We start from the raw sequence: 21,096 nt of genomic DNA on the forward strand, positions 1-21,096 counted from the left end.
TAAGTGACTCTTTTACTTGATGAGACTCGACTCATAGAACAGAAAACCTAGGAATAACTCAAAATAGAATTAAAAAGATTAAAAAAATTGAGAAGAATAATTGAAATATGATGACGAGTTTCTACAATATGTACAATACTAATATATTATTCTCCCTGGCACTTTGCCAGAAAAAGCTAATCAGGAACGAGGTTAGTAGAGGAAAAAATATCTCACGAAAAGTGAACTGCGAAGGCTTTTATGAAACATACTACCCCCAGCCTAACTGTTGACACTGTAATTCTCTTTAAAAACAAGCTTGTTCTGGTGAGGAGAAAAAACCCTCCCTTTGAAGGAAAATTTGCCCTTCCTGGCGGCTTCGTCGAAATCGGAGAAAGTACAGAAGAAGCAGCTTCCAGGGAAGCTTTTGAAGAAACAGGCCTTTCTGTAGAGATTATCAAACTTATCGGTGTCTATTCCGACCCTGAACGTGACCCCAGGAGGCACACAGTCTCCGTGTGCTACCTTGCTAAAGGAGAAGGATATTTAAAATCAGGTTCTGACGCTGATGCTGTTGAACTTTTTGAGTTTGATTCGATTCCTGATCTGGCTTTTGATCATAATAAAATGATAAACGATGCAAAAAGTGATATTAATGCAATTCTGTACCAAATGCAAAAGTATGATGTTTCCTAAAGACGGTAATTACCAGTGCAGAAAGTGTGGGAACATAATACCGATTGAAAATAATGCAAAGAATTTCGTCTCCAAAGCCAAAATTGACGATCACGAAGTAGTGGTACTCGAAGGTGAACAGACCTCAGGCCTGCCAACAACGAGTGTAAAGTGCCCTGAGTGTGGGAACAACACAGCAGCTTGGTGGCTCAGACAGCTCAGGTCTGCAGATGAGTCCGAAACGCGTTTCCTCAAGTGTACGAAATGCGGGTTCACCTGGAGAGAATACGACTAAATTCCACACTTTTTCCTTCCGGGCCCTTCTTAAAAACGTACTTCTGGAAATATAACTCAGAAGAATGTATTTCTGAATAACGGATTCTCAGGTCAGAATTTCTTTAGTATCTCAGGCAGAGCCTGAAGCTTCCTGATTTTCTGACCAAGATTTATATAGTTGCCCGGACTTTGAATCTAATAGTTTAGCTCGATTTCAGATGTGGTTACCTATTCCGATTCAAAAACTTTCCTCAAAAGGATAAATTGTTCCAAATTGTAAGGAAATTTATATATCCAGGGATAGATAAGGAGTTTAAGGCTTAATTTATTTGATGGAGAAGAATCATGTTCAAGGCAGCAATTAATGCAGAGCTTCTGAAAGACGCGATTGCCGCACTGGCTGTAATTGTAGATGAGGTCAGATTCAAAATTAAACCCGAAGGTATTTCAGTAAAGGCGGTTGATCCTGCCAACGTTGCTATGGGAATTTTTGAACTTGGATCATCGGCTTTTGACGAGTACAGCGCTGATGAGTGCGAAATAGGAATCGACCTGAATAAGATTACCGACCTTCTGGGAATTGCGGACAGGAGCGATACAGTCCGGATGCAGCTTGAAGAAGGAAGCAATAAACTCCTGATTGATGTAGGAGGGCTGTCCTATACACTTTCTCTTCTTGATCCTTCAACAATCCGTGCAGAACCCAGAGTTCCCCAGCTTGAACTGCCTGCCAAAGTTGTCATGAACGGTGCAGACCTCAGACGTGCCGTAAAAGCTGCAGAAAAAATAAGCGATCACATGCTTATGGGAGTTTCCGGCGATACTTTCTATATGGAAGCAAAGGGCGATACCGATCAGGTCCGGCTGGAAATGGGCAGAGACCAGTTAATAGACCTTAAAGCAGGTGAAGCTTGTTCCCTCTTCTCCCTGGACTACCTGACAGATATTGTCAAGCCAACAAACAAGGTAAGTGAGGTTACTCTCTCACTTGGAAGAGACTTCCCCATCCTGATTGACTTTGAAATTGCGAACGGCGCAGGAAGAATCTCTTACCTTCTGGCCCCGAGAATTGAGTCGGACTAAGGTGGCATGCAGGCAGAAAAACTTGCATATTACCCATTTACTTCAGAAGCATCTGCCCACGTTGGAAACCTGGGAATTTCCTTAGAAAGCCTGCTCAATTCGAGGGCTTACAGGGCTGCAAGAGCCAGGGGGATAGAAAGGGTAAAAGAGGCTCTGGAAGGAGAAATTAAAAAATCCCCTGTATCAGGGGAAGCCCAGGTGTTATCAGAACTCCTTTCCTATCCTTTTGCAAGAATGCTGGTTGCCTGCGTTGACGATCAGCTCTTCACCAGGCGCTATGCTCTGGCAGAAGCCAAGGCTGCTCATACTTTTTTAAGAAATGAAACCCCGAATTTTTTGCTCGAATTCGGAGAAGGTTTTGAAATTCTTGCAGATTTTCAGGACTCCTATTTCAGCATGCATTTCACGGACTATATCCGGTTTTCAAATTCCCTGAAAGACCCCTCCTGGAAACTGACAAACCGCCAGCTCAGGGCAGGCAAAATAAAAATCACAAAAGAAGAGTTTGCAAGGCTTCTTGAAGAAGCGGTCAGGGAAAGGATTGAACAGTCCTTCCCTATCCCGGAAATCCCTCCCGAAGTCTCCAGTTTCTGTTCTCCCTACGTTGCCGAGATAAAGGAGCAGTTCGAGGTCCAGAAAAAGAAATTCGGGTCTACGGACTTTGGAGCTGTTGAGCCCGAACTCTTCCCTCCCTGTATTGCCCATGCGCTTGCAAACGTACAGGGAGGGATGAACCTTGCCCATTCTATGCGTTTTGCGATGACTTCTTTCCTGCTCAATGTGGGCATGTCAGTGGATGAAATCCTGAACCTTTTCAATATTTCTCCTGATTTTGATGCAGAAAAAACTCTCTATCAGATAGAGCATATTGCAGGCGCTACAGGCAATACGTACAAACCCCCAGCCTGCGACACTATGAGGACTTACGGCAACTGCATAGGAAAAGACAGGCTCTGCGAGAAAATCAGCCACCCTCTTGGGTACTATGAGAAAAAAGTATTCATAAAAAATAAGGAGAGAGAACAGGCAGAGGGAAAAGAAAAGGAAAATGAAAAGAATGATGGAAAGGGAAAAGGAGATGAAAAGAATGATGGAAAGGAAAAGGGAGATGAAAGGGAAATAAAAGAGAAGTGAAAGAGAAGTAAAGAGAAATAACAAAAAAAATGATAGTAAAATTGTAGGGATGCCAGCCATTGGCTGTTCACAATTGGCCGCTCATGAAAACTGCCTGACAAATTCCTCTGGCATTAAAGTACGTTTTGAGGTTTCTTCAACCGATAGTCCTTCATTTAAGAGCCTTTTTACTACACTTTCCATGGGTTCTCCAACTTCAACGATATGCATATCAGGGTCGTAAAATCTGATAACCCGCTGTCCCCAGGGCTGTTCTTTTAATTTATGTACATATTCAATGGAATCCATACCTTTCAGCTTTTGAAGGAAGCTATCTAAATCTTCCTCTTCAAAATACAATTCAGAATTATTTGATTTTTGAATAATGTTATTCTTATTTACGCTTATTAGATCTGAAAAATGCGATTTTAGATGTATTGCAAAGCCGCCTTCAAATGATATGTTTTCGCCAAAATCATACTGTATTTTTTGATTAAGAACTTTTTCGTAAAAGTTCCTGGAAATTTCCATATTGTTGACAACAATAAGCGGACATATAAACTTCATTCTATTCCCTCCTTTTGTGGTGAGCACGATACTGGATATAATTCATTGTCCCAAATTATTGTTTATATAGCGATAATAAACCTTCCCGATTAATCCTTTGAGTGTTCGTTTCGGTATTATTATTTCTGTTCTTTACTTCTGTTCCTAAAAATTACTTTGGTATTTATTAATCTCAGCCTAGCAAGCTGAAAGTGTCAAATTCGATGAGTTATCATACAGTCCAACATACAAACATTTAAAATCACTGGATTACTACAAAATTTATGAAAAAATAAGGAGAAACAGGAAATGAAAAATCTGTTTGATTTAACGGAAAGAGTTGCTATTGTAACAGGTGCTTCTTCAGGTCTTGGAGTAGATTTTGCCAGAGCTCTGGCAAATCAGGGTGCAAATATTGCTTTAGTTGCACGTTGTGAGGAAAAATAAAAGGAAGTACAGAAGAGAATTGAAGAACTTGGAGTAACCTGCCGATATTACGTATGTGATGTGATGAAAACAGAACAGATTAAAAATGCTGTGGAGCAAACAGAAAAAGACTTCGGCAGAATTGATATCCTTGTAAACAATGCCGGTCTTGGACTTGTTGATGCTGCAGACAAAACAACTGATGAAATGTGGCGCACAATGATTGATACCAATCTGAACGGTGTCTATTTCTTTGCCCGCGAAGTCGGAAAAGTAATGTTAAAGCAAAAATACGGAAGAATCATTAACATCGGATCTATCCACTCAACAGTGTCAATGAAAAGACTGCCGGTTACAGCTTATTGCTCAACAAAGGGCGGAGTTTTAATGCTCACCAAGTCTCTGGCAACTGAGTGGGCAAAAGAAGGCATTACTGTCAACGCAATCGGACCCGGTTATTTTGCTCTCGGAATGGCAGAAGGAGTTGTCGCTGACCCGAAATTTGCAAAAATTATCGAATTTATGTGCCCCATGGGACGTGCAGGACAGTCTGGAGATCTGGATACAACAGTTGTTTACCTTGCATCCGATGCATCAAGATATATTACAGGCCAGATAATTACAGTTGACGGCGGCTGGACCGCACTTTAACGCAAATGTTGTTGTCTTTAAAGATCTGAATTTCAAGTATTTCAACCAATTAGAAGATTATGATGACACATCAGTAAAAGAGAGATTCGAAAACGGAACTTTATCTTTCTTATATCTGCTTCAACTGTTCTCCTGTTTTCAAAAAAGAAAGTTCGGCAGAGGTATGTTTCAATACAAAAACTAAAACTATGAAAACTAAAAAATTGCCTGTCTCACAGGCAATTGCCTAAGCTCTTAAATTTTTACCAAAATCCGAACCTTTACCTACCTGAGTTCTGAAACTTTATCGAAGCTTGAACTTTACCTTCTTTTGTATTCCCTGCATTTTCCCACGAACTTATCTACAGGGAAACTTGCAGGATGGGAGTGCATATACCCTGCAAGGGTGTTGTGCTCGATAAGACCGTCAAAACCATCCTGTATACCTTTTCCGCGAATCATTTCGTATGCAAACCTGGCATCACGGTCGCATTCAGTAAGGGAATAATGGAACTCATGACCCCTGATATTGCGGGAAGAGAAGTTTTTGTCAAGGGGACGGGCTTCGGTATACCCGAGAGCTTTCAACCGGTTAGTCATGCGCGTATTTGCAGGCACAACATCAGCCAGTTTATAGGTCCTGTCATCGACCTCGTAAGTTCCGCAGAGATAGAGAAGACCGCCGCATTCTGCGTAAATAGGCAGGCCGTCAGCCGCAAGCCCTTTCAATTTCCGGGTGGTCTCCGAGTTTTCAAGAACTTCTGCATAAAGCTCAGGGTAGCCGCCTCCAAGGTAAATTCCGTCCACATCAGGAACTTCTCCTTCCATTGGGCTGAAAAATACCACTTCTGCTCCGTTGTCTCCGAATGAATCAAACATATCCCGGTAGTAGAAACAGAAAGCAGGATCCCAGGCAACTCCTATCTTTAGATCCGTTCCCAGACTCTGGATTACTTCAGTTTCTGGAACCGAACAGGGCTCGGCAAGTTCAAGCACTGCATCAAGGTCAACGTTTTCTTCGATAAAGGCTGCCATTTCCGCAGTGTTGTAGTCCTTTTCATGCGCCATGTAGAGCCCCAGGTGCCTTGAAGGGACCTCAATTTCTTTCCTTCGGGGAATCGTGCCGACAACAGGAATATTGCCAGGGAGCGAATTCACTACAAGTTCTACATGGCGTGGGCTGCCTACCTGGTTCAGGATCACGCCTGCAACCCTGATTTCCGGATCGAACTCGGAATAGCCTTTCAGGAGGGCTGCGGCACTTCTGGACATGCCGTGGACATTGATTACCAGAATCACCGGAATGTCCAGAGTTTTTGCTACGTGTGCCGAACTTGCAATTTCCGTAGAATCAATTCCGTCAAAGAGACCCATTACCCCTTCAACAACAGCAATGTCAGCATCTGCAGAAGTACGGGCAACTGTCTGCCTGACACCTTCCGTACCCATCATATAGGTATCCAGATTTCTGGACGAACGCCCGCAGATGGCTGTATGGTGGGAAGGGTCAATGTAATCCGGTCCTACCTTGTAAGGCTGAACTTTAAGCTGCCTGTGCTTTAAGGCAGCCATGATACCCATGGAGACTGTGGTTTTTCCAACTCCACTGTGGGTTCCTGCGATAAGTATTCCTTTTGTCATTTGGTAACTATTGTATAGATTAATATATATCAATTCGGCTGTTAAGGAGAACAGCAACCGTTTACCGGAAAAACCAGTTGTTCACGTACACAGCGTATTTGCGCACATTTGTTCAGTGCTTATTCGCGTAAATTAGATGTGCAGTTTAAAATTAGATGTGATTTTAAAACAAGCCTAATTTTAAAAATCAGGATTGAATAAGTAAGCTTAAAGTAATTTAAAGGCAGAGAGAACAAAAAATCAAACTTTAAAACTTTTCTTTCTCGACTCTCCGAAATAATATGCGCTACCGATATATATTAGCTGCAATTAGGTATTATAGTAGATGAAACATATCGCTAGCAGATATTCTTTTTAGTCCTGACGCTTTTGATTATTCCAGATAACCGGGTCAGGACTCTACCAAAAAATATTATTACCTCCATAATATAAATACGCAGGGGAAATATGAAGGACAACAATTCAGGGAAAAGTTCCCTGCTTAGGGAAGAAAAAGAAGAAAAAATCCTGGTTGACCCTTACGGGCGAAAGGTAACCGGGCTTCGGATATCCATTACTGACAGGTGTAACCTTTCCTGCATGTACTGTCACAACGAGGGGGCAGACTGCTGTTCCTGTGGCCCAGTCGGGCACGAGATGAGCCCGGAACTGATCTGTGGAATTGTTCGGGAAGCAGCGAAATTCGGAGTGAGTAAGATAAAATTTTCCGGAGGAGAACCGCTTTTCAGGAAAGACTTTGAAGATATCCTTGCCTGTCTCCCACCTCTAAAAGAAGTTTCTGCAACTACAAACGGTATTATGCTCGAAAAGCGTGCAAAGACCCTTAAAGCTGCGGGGCTGGACAGGGTAAACGTGAGCCTGGATACTCTTAATTCCGAGAAGTACGGCAAGATTACAGGAGCTCCGCCGGGCACGCTTGAGAAAGTTATCAAAGGAATCGACAGTGCAGTTGAAGCCGGATTGACTCCCGTAAAGCTCAATATGGTGCTCCTGAAAGGCATAAACGACAACGAAATCGATGACATGATGGATTTCACCCGTCCTTATAAAGGAAAAGTCATCCTGCAGCTTATAGAGCTCATGAACATTGCTCCTGAGCTTTCAAAATATACCATTGACTCAAAAGCCCTTGAAAAAAGCCTTGAAGAAAGAGCTAGCGAGGTCAGAGTCAGGCACCTGCATCACAGAAAAAAGTACATTATCAATGGCGTGGAAGTGGAGTTTGTGCGGCCAATGGACAATTCTGAGTTCTGTGCTAACTGCAGCAGGCTCAGAATCACAGCCGATGGAAAGCTTAAGCCCTGCCTGCTTGTACACGATAACCTTGTTGATGCAAGAGAAGCAAAGACCCCCGAAGAGATCGAAAAACTTCTCAGGCTCGCAGTAAGTCGGAGGAGACCTTACTATACTCCAATTATAGGAATTGAAGAATTAGAAAAGAAAAGGAGGCAGGAAAAGTATATAAAAAGAAGTAAAAATAAAGCAACTGAGAAATAGAGTAGAAAAAGGTAAAAAAGGGAAATAATTGAAGTAAAAGAACCAAAAAATGCAACGAGGAGAAAAAAATGAAAATTGAACTTCTGGTAGACGGCAGGAAAATCCCGATGAATGAGTTTGTCCAGACAATAGTAGGAAACGTTATTAAGGCAATGGTTGAGACTCTTCACACAATTGATAGCGACTGGAAAGAAATTTCTATTCGTATAGAACAGGATGAAGCAAAGTAAGGAAAGAAAAAAGAAATTTAAGAGTTTTTTCTGAAATAAAAAAGAAAAACAGGTTTACCTGGTACAGATTCTATTCTCTTTTTTTAGTTAAAACACATAGATTAACTTTACTGTTTTCAAAGGTATTTTTCGATATCAGAAAACTCGATTCTTGCAGTTGAATCAAGGGAGATCGGAGTTATTGATACATGCCCCTTCTGCATAATAGCGTGCACGTCGGTCCCTTCTTCTTCTTCGCGGATAAGATCACCTGCAATCCAGTAATAAGGCCTGCCCCTGGGATCGCGACGTTCTTCAACGTCGGTTTTAAAGACCTTCCGGGCAAGGCGGGTTATTTCTACCGGGGTGTCCTCTTCGGCATGGTAAGGAATGTTGATATTCAGGAGATCCACATTTTCCGGCATGCCATGCCTCAGCACGTTTCGGGCAATTCTGTTAACTACTTTTATCCCTGCTTCGAAGCGCTCTCTATGATAATCCCTGGGGTCATCGAATTTCTGTCCCTCATCAAGCACCTGCATGGAAGCGGCAATTGCCGGAACTCCATAGCTTGCAGCTTCAAGGGCTCCTCCGATGGTCCCTGAGGTAGTGATCGTATCCGTGCTTATGTTTTCTCCAATATTAAATCCCGAGAGCACCAGGTCAGGCATTTCCTTGAGAATTGTGAAAATGCCAAGAATTACGGAGTCCGTGGGAGTGCCACCCACCGAATAAGCAGGTATGCCCCCTACATCAGTCTTTGTGATCCGGAGGGGCTCAAAGATAGAAATCGAACGCCCTACTCCACTCTGCTGGACAGCAGGAGCCGAAATTGTAACTTCCCCAAGATCCGAAACGCTGTCAAAGGCGGCTTTCAGGCCTGTAGAGTAAACACCGTCATCATTTGTAACAAGAATTTTTGGGACCATCAGCTTTCCCATAAGTTGCCGAATAATTTAAAATTTATGGAAAGGCTGCACTGATTTTAACCTTTGTATTGCAGGTAAATGTTTTCCAGATCCGATTTTCATTCAAAGATAATTATAGAAACAAAAATAATATATTATGGGCAATATATATTAATAAAAAAAATGTTTAACGGGGGTGAGAATAAATCCTGAAATCTCAAAATGAAAATGGGAAAAGGGTATTATCCCGTGTAATTTTGTTTTTCTTAATCATAGATTAAAGAATCTTTACCAGAATTTCCAATGTTACTGGTAATTGAAAATTTTATAACTGTAATAGTTATTATAAATCAACAAATCGGAAAGAGTGAAAGATTTCAGTTAAATGGCTAAAATCCGGAGAAATTCGGGGAGTGGTATTGATGGTAGAAGCACAGGAAGTAATAACACATGTACACGTAAGAGACAGGACTGCAAACCCTTCACCATTGGGATTTACCGGCCTCGGCCTTTCGGCAGTCCTCCTTAGCCTCAGCTATATAGGACTTTACCCTGTGGACTCAATGATTGTATCCATGGCAATTTTTCTTGGAGGTTTTGCTCAGGTCTTTGCAGGCATTATGGCATGGAAGAAGGGAAGTGTTTTCGGAGGCACGGCATTCTGTGCGTTCGGGCTTTTCTGGTTCTCCCTTGCAGGATTGATACTTATGCCTTCACTTGGGTGGATTGAAGGTCCTGAGCCTTTATCACTTGCAGCCTACCTCTTCCTCTGGGGAGTTTACACCTTCGTTATGCTGATAGCAACTCTGAAGCTGGGCAGTAAAGCTATAATGTTTGTATTTGTGACCCTTTTCCTGCTGTTTATGCTGCTGGCTGTTGTAAACGCCACAGGAAACACAGGCCTGCTCGTCATAGCTGGTTATGTAGGGCTTATCTTGGGTCTTTCAGCCCTATATACCGGCCTTGCTGAAGTGCTTAATGATGCATACGGAAGGACAGTCGTTCCTATCTGAGCCATAAAAGGAAAGGCAAAAAATAAAAGGAGAAATTAAGAAATAAAAGCATGAGTAGAAAAAAACCTGGAAATTAAACAAGAGATAACAGGAACATAAGATTAAATTTAGAAAAAAATACAACGGCAGAAATGCCGAAGCAAAGGATAAAACACAGGGCTGTTTGTTCAGCATATGCTGGGCCCTGGTTTTTTTGATCTGATAGTGCCTCCTTTTCTAGCTATTGACCGGTCATTTTGATTCCTATTCACTTTTTAACCTGAGGATTTTTGAAATAGGCGGGGTATTAAAGAAAGATGTTTGAGCCACCCTACGTGGATTATTCCAGCTTCAGGTGTTTTGAGTCCAGGATTGAAACAAAACCTCTTTTCCATGGGTAAAACTTACACAATTGTGAACGGAATCTGACAAGCCTGAGCACTGAAAAAGCATTTTGTTTTAACTTTTGGGGCCTCAGACTTGCAGTTTCCAATTACACACAGGTATAGTTAAGCTGTGTAAGTCCTGCGATACCAGAATCAGTAAGAGCCTGTCCGTTTAACTGACCATTGGTATTTCATCGGGCTTTCCTCAGCTCAGTCCGGAATAGTCTTTTTTCTGTAGAGGTTGTTTTCAATTCAAATTCGAAAGGAGGCAAACCTGCAGAATTTTATTATCTGCAGTTTTAAAGTGTGTTTTTAATTTTAAAGCATATGTTTAACTGTGTATTCATACAGGTGATAAACACTTAAAGAAAACATTATCACCTTCATTGTTAGAAACTCCAGACTATGAAGCCATTCCCCGATCTCCATAATCGTTTCCGGTTGTAAACTTTTCTTTTCTAATACGGTTTTTATAATTTCATGTAAACTCTTTGCTAACATTTTATCGTAACCCCACTGATAATGTATTCTATCAGACGTTAACTCAAAGCATTCCCTGTTTGAAAATGCCCTGTGCGAGATATTTTTTTATCCAACGTAGTCTCAAAGGAGCCTTCTGTTTGAAGACGTCCTGCATAGCATACACTATCCGACGTAGTCTTGAAGAGGCATCTCCATATTGAAAATGCCATATTTTACCCCACCGACTCTAGCTTTAGAAGCTTGTCATATTAAAACTTGTTGAGCCTGTATAAGAGAATTTTATATGAGTACATGAATAATTTACAGGCCCTTCAATTAACTTTTTGACCATGAAGCAAAAAAAGGAAGCTGAATTTTGATGGCAAAGGAACGAAGCATACTAAAATAGAACAGAGCTTAAAAACCCAGGATCGAGAAAAGAAGCCAGTATCGGATGTTTATTTCTAACCTGAATTTGTCATGCAAATAAGACCTGAGCGCAGATCTCTCAGGCATACACAACTTCCTTCATAATAATGTCCTTCAGTTGTGGCTTGAGAGCTTTTTCAGTAACGAGGTCAATTTCCTGACCGAATAAGTCTTCCAGATAGAATTTAAATCCATGTAATTGTCAAAGGTTTTCTGTCCTTCCTCAAACACTACGAGTACGTCGAGGTCACTACACTATCTTCTTTTTCTTCTCCTCTCGCAAAAGATCCGAAAAGGCCGATTTTTTTGACCCCAAATTTTTGGCGGATAAGTTTCTCGTTCTCCTTCAAAGTCGAGATAGCATCCATAATCAGTACTCTGCTTCAATCTTTAAAATATTTGTCTCGAAAAGGCCGCAGGGTATAACAACAAGAAGAATTGAAAAACAGGGCAATATCAGTAGCTGTCCCAAACCTGTCTTTTCCCCGCGCCTCAGCATGACGCGAGCGCAAAGATTCGGAAATGCACACCCATATTGGCTATCAACTGGTGTAGAGATAAGTTTTAAAAAAGTATATATCACAATTTAAATTATTATTTTTATGAAAAACGAAATTTCTGGTCGCCCTTTTTCGCTAAAAGTCTATTTGCTAATTATCATTGCACTTTCATGGCCTTTTCAGATTGCCTACCCATTTTTAGGAGAAGCTTTTAAGCCCCTCCTTTTAGTATCAATGATCATGGTTGGTGTCGGCACTTATATTGCCGGCAAGTTTGTGTTCAGGGATGGGTTTGAAAATGCCGGCTGGCAATGGGGCAAACCCAGGCATTATTTATACGCTTTTGGACTTGCGTTATTTTTATGGGCTTTCCCGAGAGTTATTGAACAGCTACTGGGAATTTATGAAGCTCCTCAAGACGTAAGCACCACAACCATTCTGGCTGAGTTTTTATTTAGTTTTACAATCACACTCATTCCGGCTTTTGGGGAAGAATTCGGTTGGCGTGGATATTTATTGCCTCGTTTATTCGCCCGATACACGACCCGCTATGCACTGCTTCTGCACGGCTTTATCACCTGGGTCTGGCACCTGCCAGTTATAGTTGTAATGGGAACGCAGATAGCCGGCAATCCTCTTGTTTCAGTATCGCTTGTTATGCTTGTCAGTTTGATACCGACAGTTATGCATGCAGTTGTATTTGCCTACATCTGGTCAAGCACGCAAAGTTTAGCCGTATCGACCGTTTACCATGCCGCATTTGATGAAGTTCGTGATTCCATTGAAGGGACGGCTGGTTTAGGTCCGCTTTCACAAAACTGGCAAATGCTAATTCTTACTATTTTAGGAATTGCGCTATTATGGAAAGCAAAATGGAAAAAAACAGCTAACACTTCGTTATAAACTTGGTAAAATGAAGTTCAAATAAATTATACAGTTATTATTCATAACTTCATTTTTGGATTTCACTTGCGGACGCCAGGATCAAAACGGTATTAGATTAAAGGTAAGTCCAAAAAAGGAATTATTAACCCTATGTCTCCGCTCTTTCGACAATCCGCCGACAGACTTTATCCATCAGATACCAGTAATCCTTTATCTGTTGATAGATCTCCTCCACAGCCTCTTCGTCGTAGGTGTGAGTACTGAGATTTCTATCATCGGTCATTTCAAGAGTTTTCACTGTCTCTTCTTCCGAAAGGATACCTGCTTTGAATGCTTCTCTGAAACATGACTTTGGAGAAGTACACTCGATACCCTCCCTAACTCGAAGGTAATCCTTGATAAACTTCCAGAAAATGTCAAATAAATATTCAAATCTCTTAACTATAATCTCCCCTTGCCCTGGAACCAAAAAGTATCACAATAACATCTTCTTCTTTAAAAGTTTCAATAATAAGGGATTTCAAATCCTGAAGGCTTTTTTGATAGATAGGAGAAGAACTATTCATCTAATATTCATTTAAGGATTTTCAATACTTTAATTTAATGTTAGTCCTAGAGAATTTCGATTTCTGAGTTCAAGTTTAAGGTTCAGGTTTTGCATTAACTTACTTAAGCTAGGTAATTCTTAAAAGTCCCCACCTAAAGCATGCTTGATTAGTATAAAGTGACCAACCTCACTGCCAACTATCAATTTCTATCTTTTAACCCCCTCACCTCAGAGCAGTGCAAATTTAATATAATGATACCCTTTATCCATCTATTATTTCTAACAAATCAAAAATTCACGATTACCCGATATCCCCCAATCAATGTCACGAGGATTTATAAAATGGATAAATACGAAAAAGTATTCGAGCTGGCAAAGCGCCGCGGCTTTTTGTGGAACTCATTTGAGCTGTATGGCGGAAGCCGCGGATTTTATGATTACGGACCTCTCGGGAGCACGCTGAAGAGGCGCATAGAGCAGATCTGGAGAGAATTTTATGTTATCCAGGAAGGGCATATGGAGATCGAGTGCCCGACCATAGGGATTGAAGAAGTCTTTATCGCATCCGGGCACGTTGGAGGCTTTTCTGACCCACTTTGTGAGTGTATGAACTGTAAAGAAGCTTTCCGAGCTGACCACCTTGTAGAAGATGTAACTGAAGCTGCAGGGACACTGAGCGCAGAAGACCTTACCAGGGTCATAAGGGAAAACGAAATCAGATGCCCAGAGTGCGGTGGAGAATTCGGGGAAGCCTACGAGTTTAACCTGATGTTCAAGACCACAATCGGGCCAGGGACCGGAAGGCAGGGGTACCTCAGGCCTGAAACGGCTCAGGGGATGTTTGTGGACTTCCAGAGGCTGTCCAGGTTCTACAGGGATAAGCTGCCTTTCGGGGCTGTGCAGATAGGCAAGTCTTACAGAAACGAGATTGCACCAAGGCAGGGTGTAATCAGGCTCAGGGAGTTCACGCAGGCCGAATGTGAGATCTTTGTTGACCCGAGGAACAAGAAACACCCCAATTTCGAGCGCTTTGCAGATAAGGAACTTGTTCTCTATTCACAGGAGGCACAGAAAAAAGGCGAATCTATCAGGATGACTGTACGGGAAGCTGTGAAGAGCGGAATCATTGCCCATGAGGTCCTGGGCTACAATATTGCACTTACCAATGAGTTCCTGACAAAAGTAGGGATGGATCCTGCAAAACTCAGGTTCAGGCAGCACCTGACAGATGAAATGGCACATTATGCAATTGACTGCTGGGACGCAGAGATCGAAACAGAGCGCTTCGGCTGGGTTGAAATCGTGGGAATTGCCGACAGGACGGACTACGACCTCAAAGCCCATGCAAGAGTCAGTAAAACTGACCTTTACGTTTACGTTGAGTATGACGAGCCTAAAATGGTGACCCGCTTTGTTGTAAAGCCGAACATGGCCAAACTTGGTCCCCTCTTCAAGGGCAAAGCAAAAGCCGTTGCAGATGCCTTGAAACAGCTTTCGGAAGAAGAGCTCTCAAAGGACCAGATCAAAGTCACCGTGGATGGAGAAGAACTGACTGTCAGCTCGGATGTAGTGGACTTTGCCGAAGAGACCGTAAAGGTCAGCGGGGAAAATGTTATCCCTCACGTTATTGAGCCTTCCTACGGAATAGACAGGATCTTCTACGGAGTCATGGAGCATGCCTTTGATGAAGAGAATGTTGCTCAGAAGGCAGCAGAGTCCGGACTTAAAGGTGCGGAAGCAGCAGAAGGCGTAGAAAAGGCAGAAAAAAGACCTGAAGCAGTAAAGGATGAAAGTGAAGTGGAAGGCGAAGAAGAAGCACGCCTTGTGATGCACTTCTCAAGTGCAGTCGCCCCTGTTCAGGTGGCAGTTCTCCCGCTCCTCACCAGGAAAGAGCTTGCAGACCCGGCAAAAGAGATAGTTGCAAAACTCAGGGAGAAGAACCTGCTTGTCAATTATGACGATTCAGGGACTATCGGGCGCCGCTACAGGAGAAATGACGAAATAGGGACTCCCTACTCAGTTACCGTTGACTATGACACTCTTCAGGACGGAACTGTTACAATCAGGGACAGGGACTCCATGCGCCAGATAAGAGCCCCAATCGACGGAATAGAAAACGTGCTCTATGAGTTGATCTACAGGGGCAGAAACTTCGAATCCGCAGGCAAGCCCTTTAATTTCTGAATTGAAGAAATTAAGGATACTACCGGGTTTCTGAGCTGCGGGCTGAAGAACCTGCAGCAAAACCTTTTAATTTTTTTATTGCTTTTATAATAACTTAGTAATAACTTAGTAATAACAACTTAGTAATAACAACTTAGTAAAGTAAAAATAATCATGTAATATAACAACTCCATAATCCCGTAAAGTAAATTAACCATTAAAAATAAAATTGCCCTACAACCCCCTGAATCAAAATGAGCGAAAGTCTTTTTCCCGAGAAGCCGGTGTTCATGAGGCATCCGCTGATAAAGCCCGATACCGTTGAGCAGAGACTCTACCAGCTGAATCTGGCAGGAAAAGCCCTTGAAGGTCCAAGCCTTGTTGTTCTTCCTACTGGGCTCGGTAAGACTATTATAGCCCTTTTTGTGATTGCTTCCAGGCTCCAGCGCTTCGGGGGAAAAGCCCTTATTCTCTCCCCTACAAAACCCCTTGTTGAGCAGCATGCAGCTTTTTTTAAAAAGGTAATGGCTCTTCCTGAAGAAGAGGTTCTGGCTTTTACTGGCAGCATTTCTCCTGCAGAAAGGGAAAGGCTCTGGGCTCAGGGAAAATTGATAATATCTACTCCGCAGGTAATTGAAAACGATATTCTTACCAGGAGAATCAGCCTTGAGGACGTAAGCCATATCACTTTTGACGAAGCCCACAGGGCAGTCGGAAATTATGCATATACCTTTATTGCGGAAAAGTATTTTGAGAGCGCAAAAAATCCGCACATTCTCGGAATTACTGCAAGCCCGGGAAGTTCGGATGAGAAAATCTCAGAGGTCTGCGAAGCCCTGCATGTCCAGAATGTAGCCGTAAAAACCGAAAAAGACAGGGATGTTCGCCCTTATGTGCAGGAAAAAGAAATCGAATGGGTTCAGGTCAATCTTCCTGCGGAAATGGCAGAGATCCGGGGCTATCTGGAGAAGATTTTTGATGACAGGCTTGCGATTGTAAGAAATCTGGGTTTTTCCGCAGGCAGTGGAAAATATGTCTCCAAAAAAGACCTCCTGCTCCTCCAGAAGAAGCTTCAGGGAGAAATAAGAATAGGAGGGGATCCTGCAATCTTTTCTGCCATGTCCGTGGTCGCAGAAATGATGAAGGTGAACCATGCAGTGGAAATGGTGGAAACACAGGGGCTTGAGGCCCTGAGGAAGTACCTGGAGAAACTGGACGCTGAAGCCTCTTCCAGTAGTGCGAGCAAGGCTGCAAAAAGATTGATGGACGATCTCTATATGCGAAAAACCCTCTACAGGGTAAAAGAATGCGATGTCGAACACCCCAAACTTGCGCTTGCACGAAGAATAGTATGCGAGCAGCTTGAAGGAAACCCGGACTCGCGAGTAATTGTTTTTACGAATTACAGGGACAGCGCTGAAATGGTAGTTAATGCCCTTTCCGAAGTTTCCGGGATTGTTCCTGTCCGTTTTGTCGGGCAGGGTTCGCGCCATAAGGATAAAGGGCTTACACAAAAGCAGCAGGTTGAAATCCTGGACAGGTTCAGGGCCGGGGAATATAATGTCCTGGTAGCCACATCAGTTGCTGAGGAAGGACTTGATATCCCTGCCACAGACCTCGTCCTGTTTTATGAACCTGTTCCCTCGGAGATCCGGAGCATCCAGCGCAAAGGCAGGACAGGCAGGCAGCATAAGGGCAGGGTGACTGTTCTTGTGACAAAAGGCACCAGAGATGAGGCTTATTACTGGAGCAGCAAAAGCAAGGAAAAAAGGATGCTGAACAGTATGCACGGGCTTGAAGCTGTACTGGGTCCAAAAACTGCAAAGAAAAGTGCAGAACTTTCGGATTTTGAAGGCTTATCCTTTATTTCGGATTCAAAACCGGATTCAAAGCCAGGATTGCAGGAAACCGAAAGCGAAAGTAGAGATGAAATAGAAAGTGAGAATTGGAACGAACCTGGGGATAACGGCAGCAACAATTTTGCGGCTACGAGGGAAAACGGAGAAGAAAGAGGAGAAAATAAAGAGATAAACCTGGAAAAAAGTTCAGATAGAAATGGAAAGAAGGAAGAAAAAGAAAAAACTGATGCAAACATAAAAGAAAGGCAAAAAACCCTTGTGGATTTCGGAACCGCATCAGGAGAAAGATCAGCCGAATTCCTCAGAATAGTTATCGATCACAGGGAAACAAAAAGCGGAGTTGCAAAAGTTCTTAACAGACTCGGCATGGAACTCAACTTTGCAGCTCTCGAAATAGGGGACTATGTCGTAAGTGACCGTCTTGCAGTGGAAAGAAAGCGTACGGATGATTTTGCAAGTTCCCTGATAGACGGGAAACGAAACCTTTTTGCCCAGCTTTCTGATCTTTCCAGAGTCTATGAAAAACCTGTCCTGATAATTGAAGGGGAAGATCTTTTCACCTCCAGGCAGATTAACCCAAACGCTATTTATGGCTCTTTAGTTTCCATTGCTATTGACTTTGGAGTATCCATTCTGTACTCCCGGGATGAAGAAGAGACTGCTTCTATTTTAAAAATACTTGCAAAGCGGGAGCAGACAGAAGAGAAACGAGAAATCAATCCTCACGGGAAAAAATCTGCCAGCACCCTTGCAGAACAGCAGGAATATCTCATTTCTTCTATCTCTAATATCGGACCAAAAGCCGCTAAAAACCTCCTTTCGCATTTTGGCTCGGTAGATGCCGTTATGCGGGCTGATACAGAAGAGCTGAAGAAAGTAAAGCAAATAGGTCCAAAAACAGCAGCCAGGATTAAAGAAGTGTTCGAAAGCCCGTATAAAGGTTAAATTATAAAAAGAAGCTGTTTTAAGGCAGGATCTTATAAAATCTTATAAAAAGCGAAAATTTAAGTACAGACCTGATAACTGCTGAATTCAAAAACAAAACATACCCGGAGACTAAGGTTGAAAATCCAGATAATATGAGGAGGATAGCAGGCAAAACGTTAGAGGAAAACCGTGTACATAAAGCTTGCAGTAACAGATTCAACCTGTGCGCTCCGGGAAAAAACGTTTTTTACGGAATTCCCTTAGGGAATTCCCGCGAGAAGAAACCTGTCCTATCAATACCTTTTGACGTTGCAGAATATTTTTTCGAGACGCCGCCTGTGAACCGTGCATTTTGGCTCAGGCAGCACACCGAGGAGAATGAAAATCCACCCGAACGGGAAGAGAAGGATCATTGCTCCAAGCACCCTCAAAAAGGTAATCAGACATGAAAGCAGGTCTTTGTATATCTCTCGCATGCTTTCATCACCTCTCAATATACATTTATCTGGTCATAAAATATAAAGACTCCTAAAAAAAATTTATGAAAAATCATGATAAATCTGTTCGGCTTCAAAGTGCTGATTTTCAAAATAAAGGGCAAAAACATAACGATAAATAATTATAGAAAAAATTTCCTCAAAAATCATCTTATTGAAGTTAACGGAGTTAAGGAGAAAAACAAAAGCTAGTGGTAAAGAGATCAACTCCTCTAGATATTGACTTCTGTAAAATCAATCACAGGAAAAAGGATTCCTGTAACCAAAAAATGTGATATTATAATGAAAAATCAGGAAGAATAGGAAATAATAATAGATTTTGAATATATAACAAATAGATATAAAGAATATAATTAAAAAGCCTGCATAAAATACAAAAAGAATCGTCAAATATGCCTCATGTCGCAAAATCACTATCGTGAGAGATATGCCGCAGGTATGAGGGGAGAAAGGTCACATATTGAGATCAAAGTCTCCCGGAAAGAAGTTCAGGTTTTACAGGTAAATTCCGCCAGTCAGGGCATATTGAACTTCCTGAAGAGAAAAAAAGAACAGACAAATCCTATTTTCTCAAACAAACCTTCATATATGACTTTAATAGCTCATTTTATCCTGAAAATCTTCCCTTTAGCTCTTTATTTTGCATTTAAGCTTTTTTTTCTGGAGTTTTGTCTTCTTATAGACTTTATTTCCTATTACCTGATCACAGGCAGATTTTTTGTGTCATATTTTCCCATAGTCAGGCTATTTGTCAGATTTTGTATTTATTGGGCTTTCTTATTTATCGAGCTTTCTTATTTATCAGGCTTTATGCTTTATATTTCATACCTATCAGGTTTTCATATCTGCCCATCAGTTTTTACATTTGATTTAGCCGCTCTATCAGACCAATCCCTTTTTCGATCAACTCTAGATGCTCAGTGATACTACGCGGGTTCTTTTCATCCTGCATGGAAGCTGCAATATTGATCATCTTTTTAAAGAGAAGGTTTTCCAGCACTTCACAGTCCTTCTGATTGGTAGAAGCCCTGGATGCTTCCGTATGTCCTGAACGAACTGCAGCAGGTACGGTCTGAGCTTCAGGAACTGGCCTTCCTGCCTCTTCTGTTTCATAAGAGGCATAAGAGGTCTCCGGAGATTCTTCTTTCGTAAATGGAAGAGCTTTCCTTTCTTCCTCTTCAGCTTCCGATGTTCTTTGCCCGAACCGGGATTTCTGCCTGCGTGTCTGTACTTTCTTTCTGGGTTCAAAAGAAGGTCTGTCTCTTTCAGTAGAAGGTCCGGTTTCTGGAGCCTGGACTTCTGCCGCAGGTTCGGGAACCGGAGCTTCTTCCTCTTCTTCCCTGACATCACAGATTGGGCAGATTACCGTGCCCTGGTAACGAAACTTCGGGGCTCCGCAGACTTTGCAGTGCTCGGCGAGCATTGTGCCCCCAAGCTCCAAGAAACGGGCTATTCGCTTTACTTTTTTGTCTTTCTCAGAATCCATATGCCTAATCTTCCTTTTTGCACAGATTCTCACTTATTTTATAAGATTTTTCCTGTAGCTCCCTCTATATGAAACTACCTTTATAATATCCACAATGAAAAAAACTCTATACGCAGAATCGAGAAGAGAAGGCATTGAAATAATCAGGAACAAAGATTACCGATAATATTTTATATAACAAGCCTGTCTTACACTAATTTATTAGCTCTAATTTTTACATCATAATTGACTGCGAAGGTGATTCAAATGTCATCAAATGATTCAGCAGAAGTTATCCGACAATGTCTTCAAGTTCTAGACAGCATAACAAGTGACTCTTCAGTTCCAAGAAATATCAGGCGTTCTGTGAATGAAATTATGGACATCCTGAACAACGAATCCGAACCTCTCTTCCTGAGAGCAGCATCAAGCATCTCCATTCTCGAAGATATAAGCAATGACCCAAACCTTCCTCTGCACACAAGGACTCTGATCTGGAATCTTTCAAGCCAGCTCGAAACAATTCCAGTAGATGAGTAAAACCACAGATTGTAAAAAATTTTCTAGTCCCTCAAAAAAATTTTCCGAGAGCACTCAAAAGATCGAACCAGCTCCCGGAAAGGAAAAAGCTCAGATGCGTTTCTTGAGACGATTCTGTAAAAAAATCCCAGACTTAACCTGATTCTAAAAAAAGAGCTATAAGGGAAGTGACCCGGTAATTTTTATAGTCACCTCCATCGGATTTTGGAATTAACTGGAAGTAAAGGATACCGACAAGATAAAAACCAAGGTAAAAACCTTTTTCATCTTTTTTCTATTTTTTTCTATCTTTTCTTGACATTTTCTTTATCTTTTCTTAACATTTTTTCCTATTTTTCCTTGATATCTTCTCTTTTTCCGGGTCTGATTTTAAATTCGTATCAAATTTTTACTTGATTTTTACGTTTAACAGGAGAATTAATATAGATTAGTTGATACACGAAAAAATAGATAAAAAGAAA

The 21,096-nt window shown here is 41.8% G+C and carries 18 protein-coding genes and 1 pseudogene; 12 read left to right on the plus strand and 7 right to left on the minus strand.

Annotated features, from left to right (window positions below; translation table 11 throughout):
* Positions 1-240 precede the first annotated feature (240 nt).
* The 4 genes from MSHOH_RS21365 (at position 241) to priL (ending at position 3,147) form a co-directional block, all read left to right on the plus strand.
* Positions 241-675, plus strand: coding sequence for an NUDIX domain-containing protein (locus tag MSHOH_RS21365; protein ID WP_048142771.1), 435 nt, complete (start codon positions 241-243; stop codon positions 673-675).
* A complete protein-coding gene (locus tag MSHOH_RS21370) occupies positions 635-949 on the plus strand; it encodes a transcription factor S (RefSeq protein WP_048142773.1) in 315 nt (104 codons plus the stop codon). Before MSHOH_RS21365 ends, MSHOH_RS21370 begins: the two co-directional genes overlap by 41 nt.
* Before the next feature lie 326 nt (positions 950-1,275).
* Positions 1,276-2,013: a DNA polymerase sliding clamp gene (locus MSHOH_RS21375; RefSeq protein ID WP_048142775.1), complete on the plus strand. Its 738-nt coding sequence runs from the start codon at positions 1,276-1,278 to the stop codon at positions 2,011-2,013.
* A 6-nt stretch (positions 2,014-2,019) separates the two neighbouring features.
* A complete protein-coding gene (gene priL / locus MSHOH_RS21380; protein ID WP_048142777.1) occupies positions 2,020-3,147 on the plus strand; it encodes a DNA primase regulatory subunit PriL in 1,128 nt (375 codons plus the stop codon).
* 81 nt (positions 3,148-3,228) lie between these two features.
* Here priL and MSHOH_RS21385 read toward each other — a convergent pair whose 3' ends face one another.
* Positions 3,229-3,693, minus strand: a complete 465-nt coding sequence (locus MSHOH_RS21385) for a glyoxalase/bleomycin resistance/dioxygenase family protein (RefSeq protein WP_048142779.1) — start codon at positions 3,691-3,693, stop codon at positions 3,229-3,231.
* 288 nt (positions 3,694-3,981) lie between these two features.
* Here MSHOH_RS21385 and MSHOH_RS21390 point away from each other — a divergent pair.
* Positions 3,982-4,749 (plus strand): annotated as a pseudogene (locus tag MSHOH_RS21390) (SDR family oxidoreductase).
* 300 nt (positions 4,750-5,049) lie between these two features.
* On the opposite strand, the gene MSHOH_RS21395 reads toward MSHOH_RS21390, so the two are convergent.
* Complete coding sequence (locus MSHOH_RS21395) at positions 5,050-6,369, minus strand: cobyrinate a,c-diamide synthase (RefSeq protein WP_048142781.1); 1,320 nt, start codon at positions 6,367-6,369, stop codon at positions 5,050-5,052.
* A gap of 447 nt (positions 6,370-6,816) precedes the next feature.
* On the opposite strand from MSHOH_RS21395, the gene moaA reads away from it, so the two are divergent.
* Together moaA and MSHOH_RS24895 are read left to right on the plus strand one after the other, a co-directional pair.
* On the plus strand, positions 6,817-7,866 hold the full coding sequence (gene moaA, locus MSHOH_RS21400; RefSeq protein WP_048142783.1) for a GTP 3',8-cyclase MoaA: 1,050 nt from the start codon (positions 6,817-6,819) through the stop codon (positions 7,864-7,866).
* Between the two features lie 68 nt (positions 7,867-7,934).
* Positions 7,935-8,096, plus strand: coding sequence for a hypothetical protein (locus tag MSHOH_RS24895; RefSeq protein WP_204245366.1), 162 nt, complete (start codon positions 7,935-7,937; stop codon positions 8,094-8,096).
* 116 nt (positions 8,097-8,212) lie between these two features.
* Here the strand turns inward: MSHOH_RS24895 and surE are convergent, their stop codons facing one another.
* The gene (surE, locus tag MSHOH_RS21405; protein WP_048142785.1) at positions 8,213-9,016 is read right to left on the minus strand and encodes a 5'/3'-nucleotidase SurE; all 804 of its coding nucleotides are present in this window, start codon (positions 9,014-9,016) and stop codon (positions 8,213-8,215) included.
* A 389-nt stretch (positions 9,017-9,405) separates the two neighbouring features.
* Between surE and MSHOH_RS21410 the strand changes: the two genes are divergently transcribed.
* Positions 9,406-9,996 carry an acetate uptake transporter gene (locus MSHOH_RS21410; RefSeq protein WP_048142787.1) on the plus strand — a complete coding sequence of 197 codons (591 nt, stop codon included), beginning with the start codon at positions 9,406-9,408 and terminating at the stop codon, positions 9,994-9,996.
* Between the two features lie 1,486 nt (positions 9,997-11,482).
* Here the strand turns inward: MSHOH_RS21410 and MSHOH_RS25465 are convergent.
* Positions 11,483-11,620 (minus strand): nucleotidyltransferase family protein, encoded by a 138-nt coding sequence (locus tag MSHOH_RS25465; RefSeq protein WP_239451101.1) that lies wholly within the window; start codon positions 11,618-11,620, stop codon positions 11,483-11,485.
* Positions 11,621-11,854: 234 nt separating this feature from the next.
* On the opposite strand from MSHOH_RS25465, the gene MSHOH_RS21425 reads away from it, so the two are divergent.
* A complete protein-coding gene (locus MSHOH_RS21425; RefSeq protein WP_048142791.1) occupies positions 11,855-12,655 on the plus strand; it encodes a CPBP family intramembrane glutamic endopeptidase in 801 nt (266 codons plus the stop codon).
* A gap of 130 nt (positions 12,656-12,785) precedes the next feature.
* Here the strand turns inward: MSHOH_RS21425 and MSHOH_RS21430 are convergent, their stop codons facing one another.
* Positions 12,786-13,106, minus strand: coding sequence for an HI0074 family nucleotidyltransferase substrate-binding subunit (locus tag MSHOH_RS21430; protein WP_048142793.1), 321 nt, complete (start codon positions 13,104-13,106; stop codon positions 12,786-12,788).
* 420 nt (positions 13,107-13,526) lie between these two features.
* Between MSHOH_RS21430 and glyS the strand changes: the two genes are divergently transcribed.
* Complete coding sequence (gene glyS, locus MSHOH_RS21435) at positions 13,527-15,368, plus strand: glycine--tRNA ligase (RefSeq protein ID WP_048142795.1); 1,842 nt, start codon at positions 13,527-13,529, stop codon at positions 15,366-15,368.
* A gap of 233 nt (positions 15,369-15,601) precedes the next feature.
* Entirely contained in the window at positions 15,602-18,151 is a 2,550-nt protein-coding gene (locus MSHOH_RS21440) for a DEAD/DEAH box helicase (protein ID WP_048142797.1), read from the plus strand.
* 275 nt (positions 18,152-18,426) lie between these two features.
* Here MSHOH_RS21440 and MSHOH_RS24150 read toward each other — a convergent pair whose 3' ends face one another.
* Positions 18,427-18,609 carry a hypothetical protein gene (locus MSHOH_RS24150; RefSeq protein WP_158024252.1) on the minus strand — a complete coding sequence of 61 codons (183 nt, stop codon included), beginning with the start codon at positions 18,607-18,609 and terminating at the stop codon, positions 18,427-18,429.
* An 880-nt stretch (positions 18,610-19,489) separates the two neighbouring features.
* Positions 19,490-20,116 (minus strand): Sjogren's syndrome/scleroderma autoantigen 1 family protein, encoded by a 627-nt coding sequence (locus MSHOH_RS21450; RefSeq protein ID WP_048143768.1) that lies wholly within the window; start codon positions 20,114-20,116, stop codon positions 19,490-19,492.
* 246 nt (positions 20,117-20,362) lie between these two features.
* On the opposite strand from MSHOH_RS21450, the gene MSHOH_RS21455 reads away from it, so the two are divergent.
* Positions 20,363-20,635, plus strand: a complete 273-nt coding sequence (locus MSHOH_RS21455) for a UPF0147 family protein (RefSeq protein WP_048064806.1) — start codon at positions 20,363-20,365, stop codon at positions 20,633-20,635.
* Positions 20,636-21,096 lie beyond the last annotated feature (461 nt).

Origin of the sequence: Methanosarcina horonobensis HB-1 = JCM 15518, from assembly GCF_000970285.1 — an archaeon.
Lineage (GTDB): Archaea > Halobacteriota > Methanosarcinia > Methanosarcinales > Methanosarcinaceae > Methanosarcina > Methanosarcina horonobensis.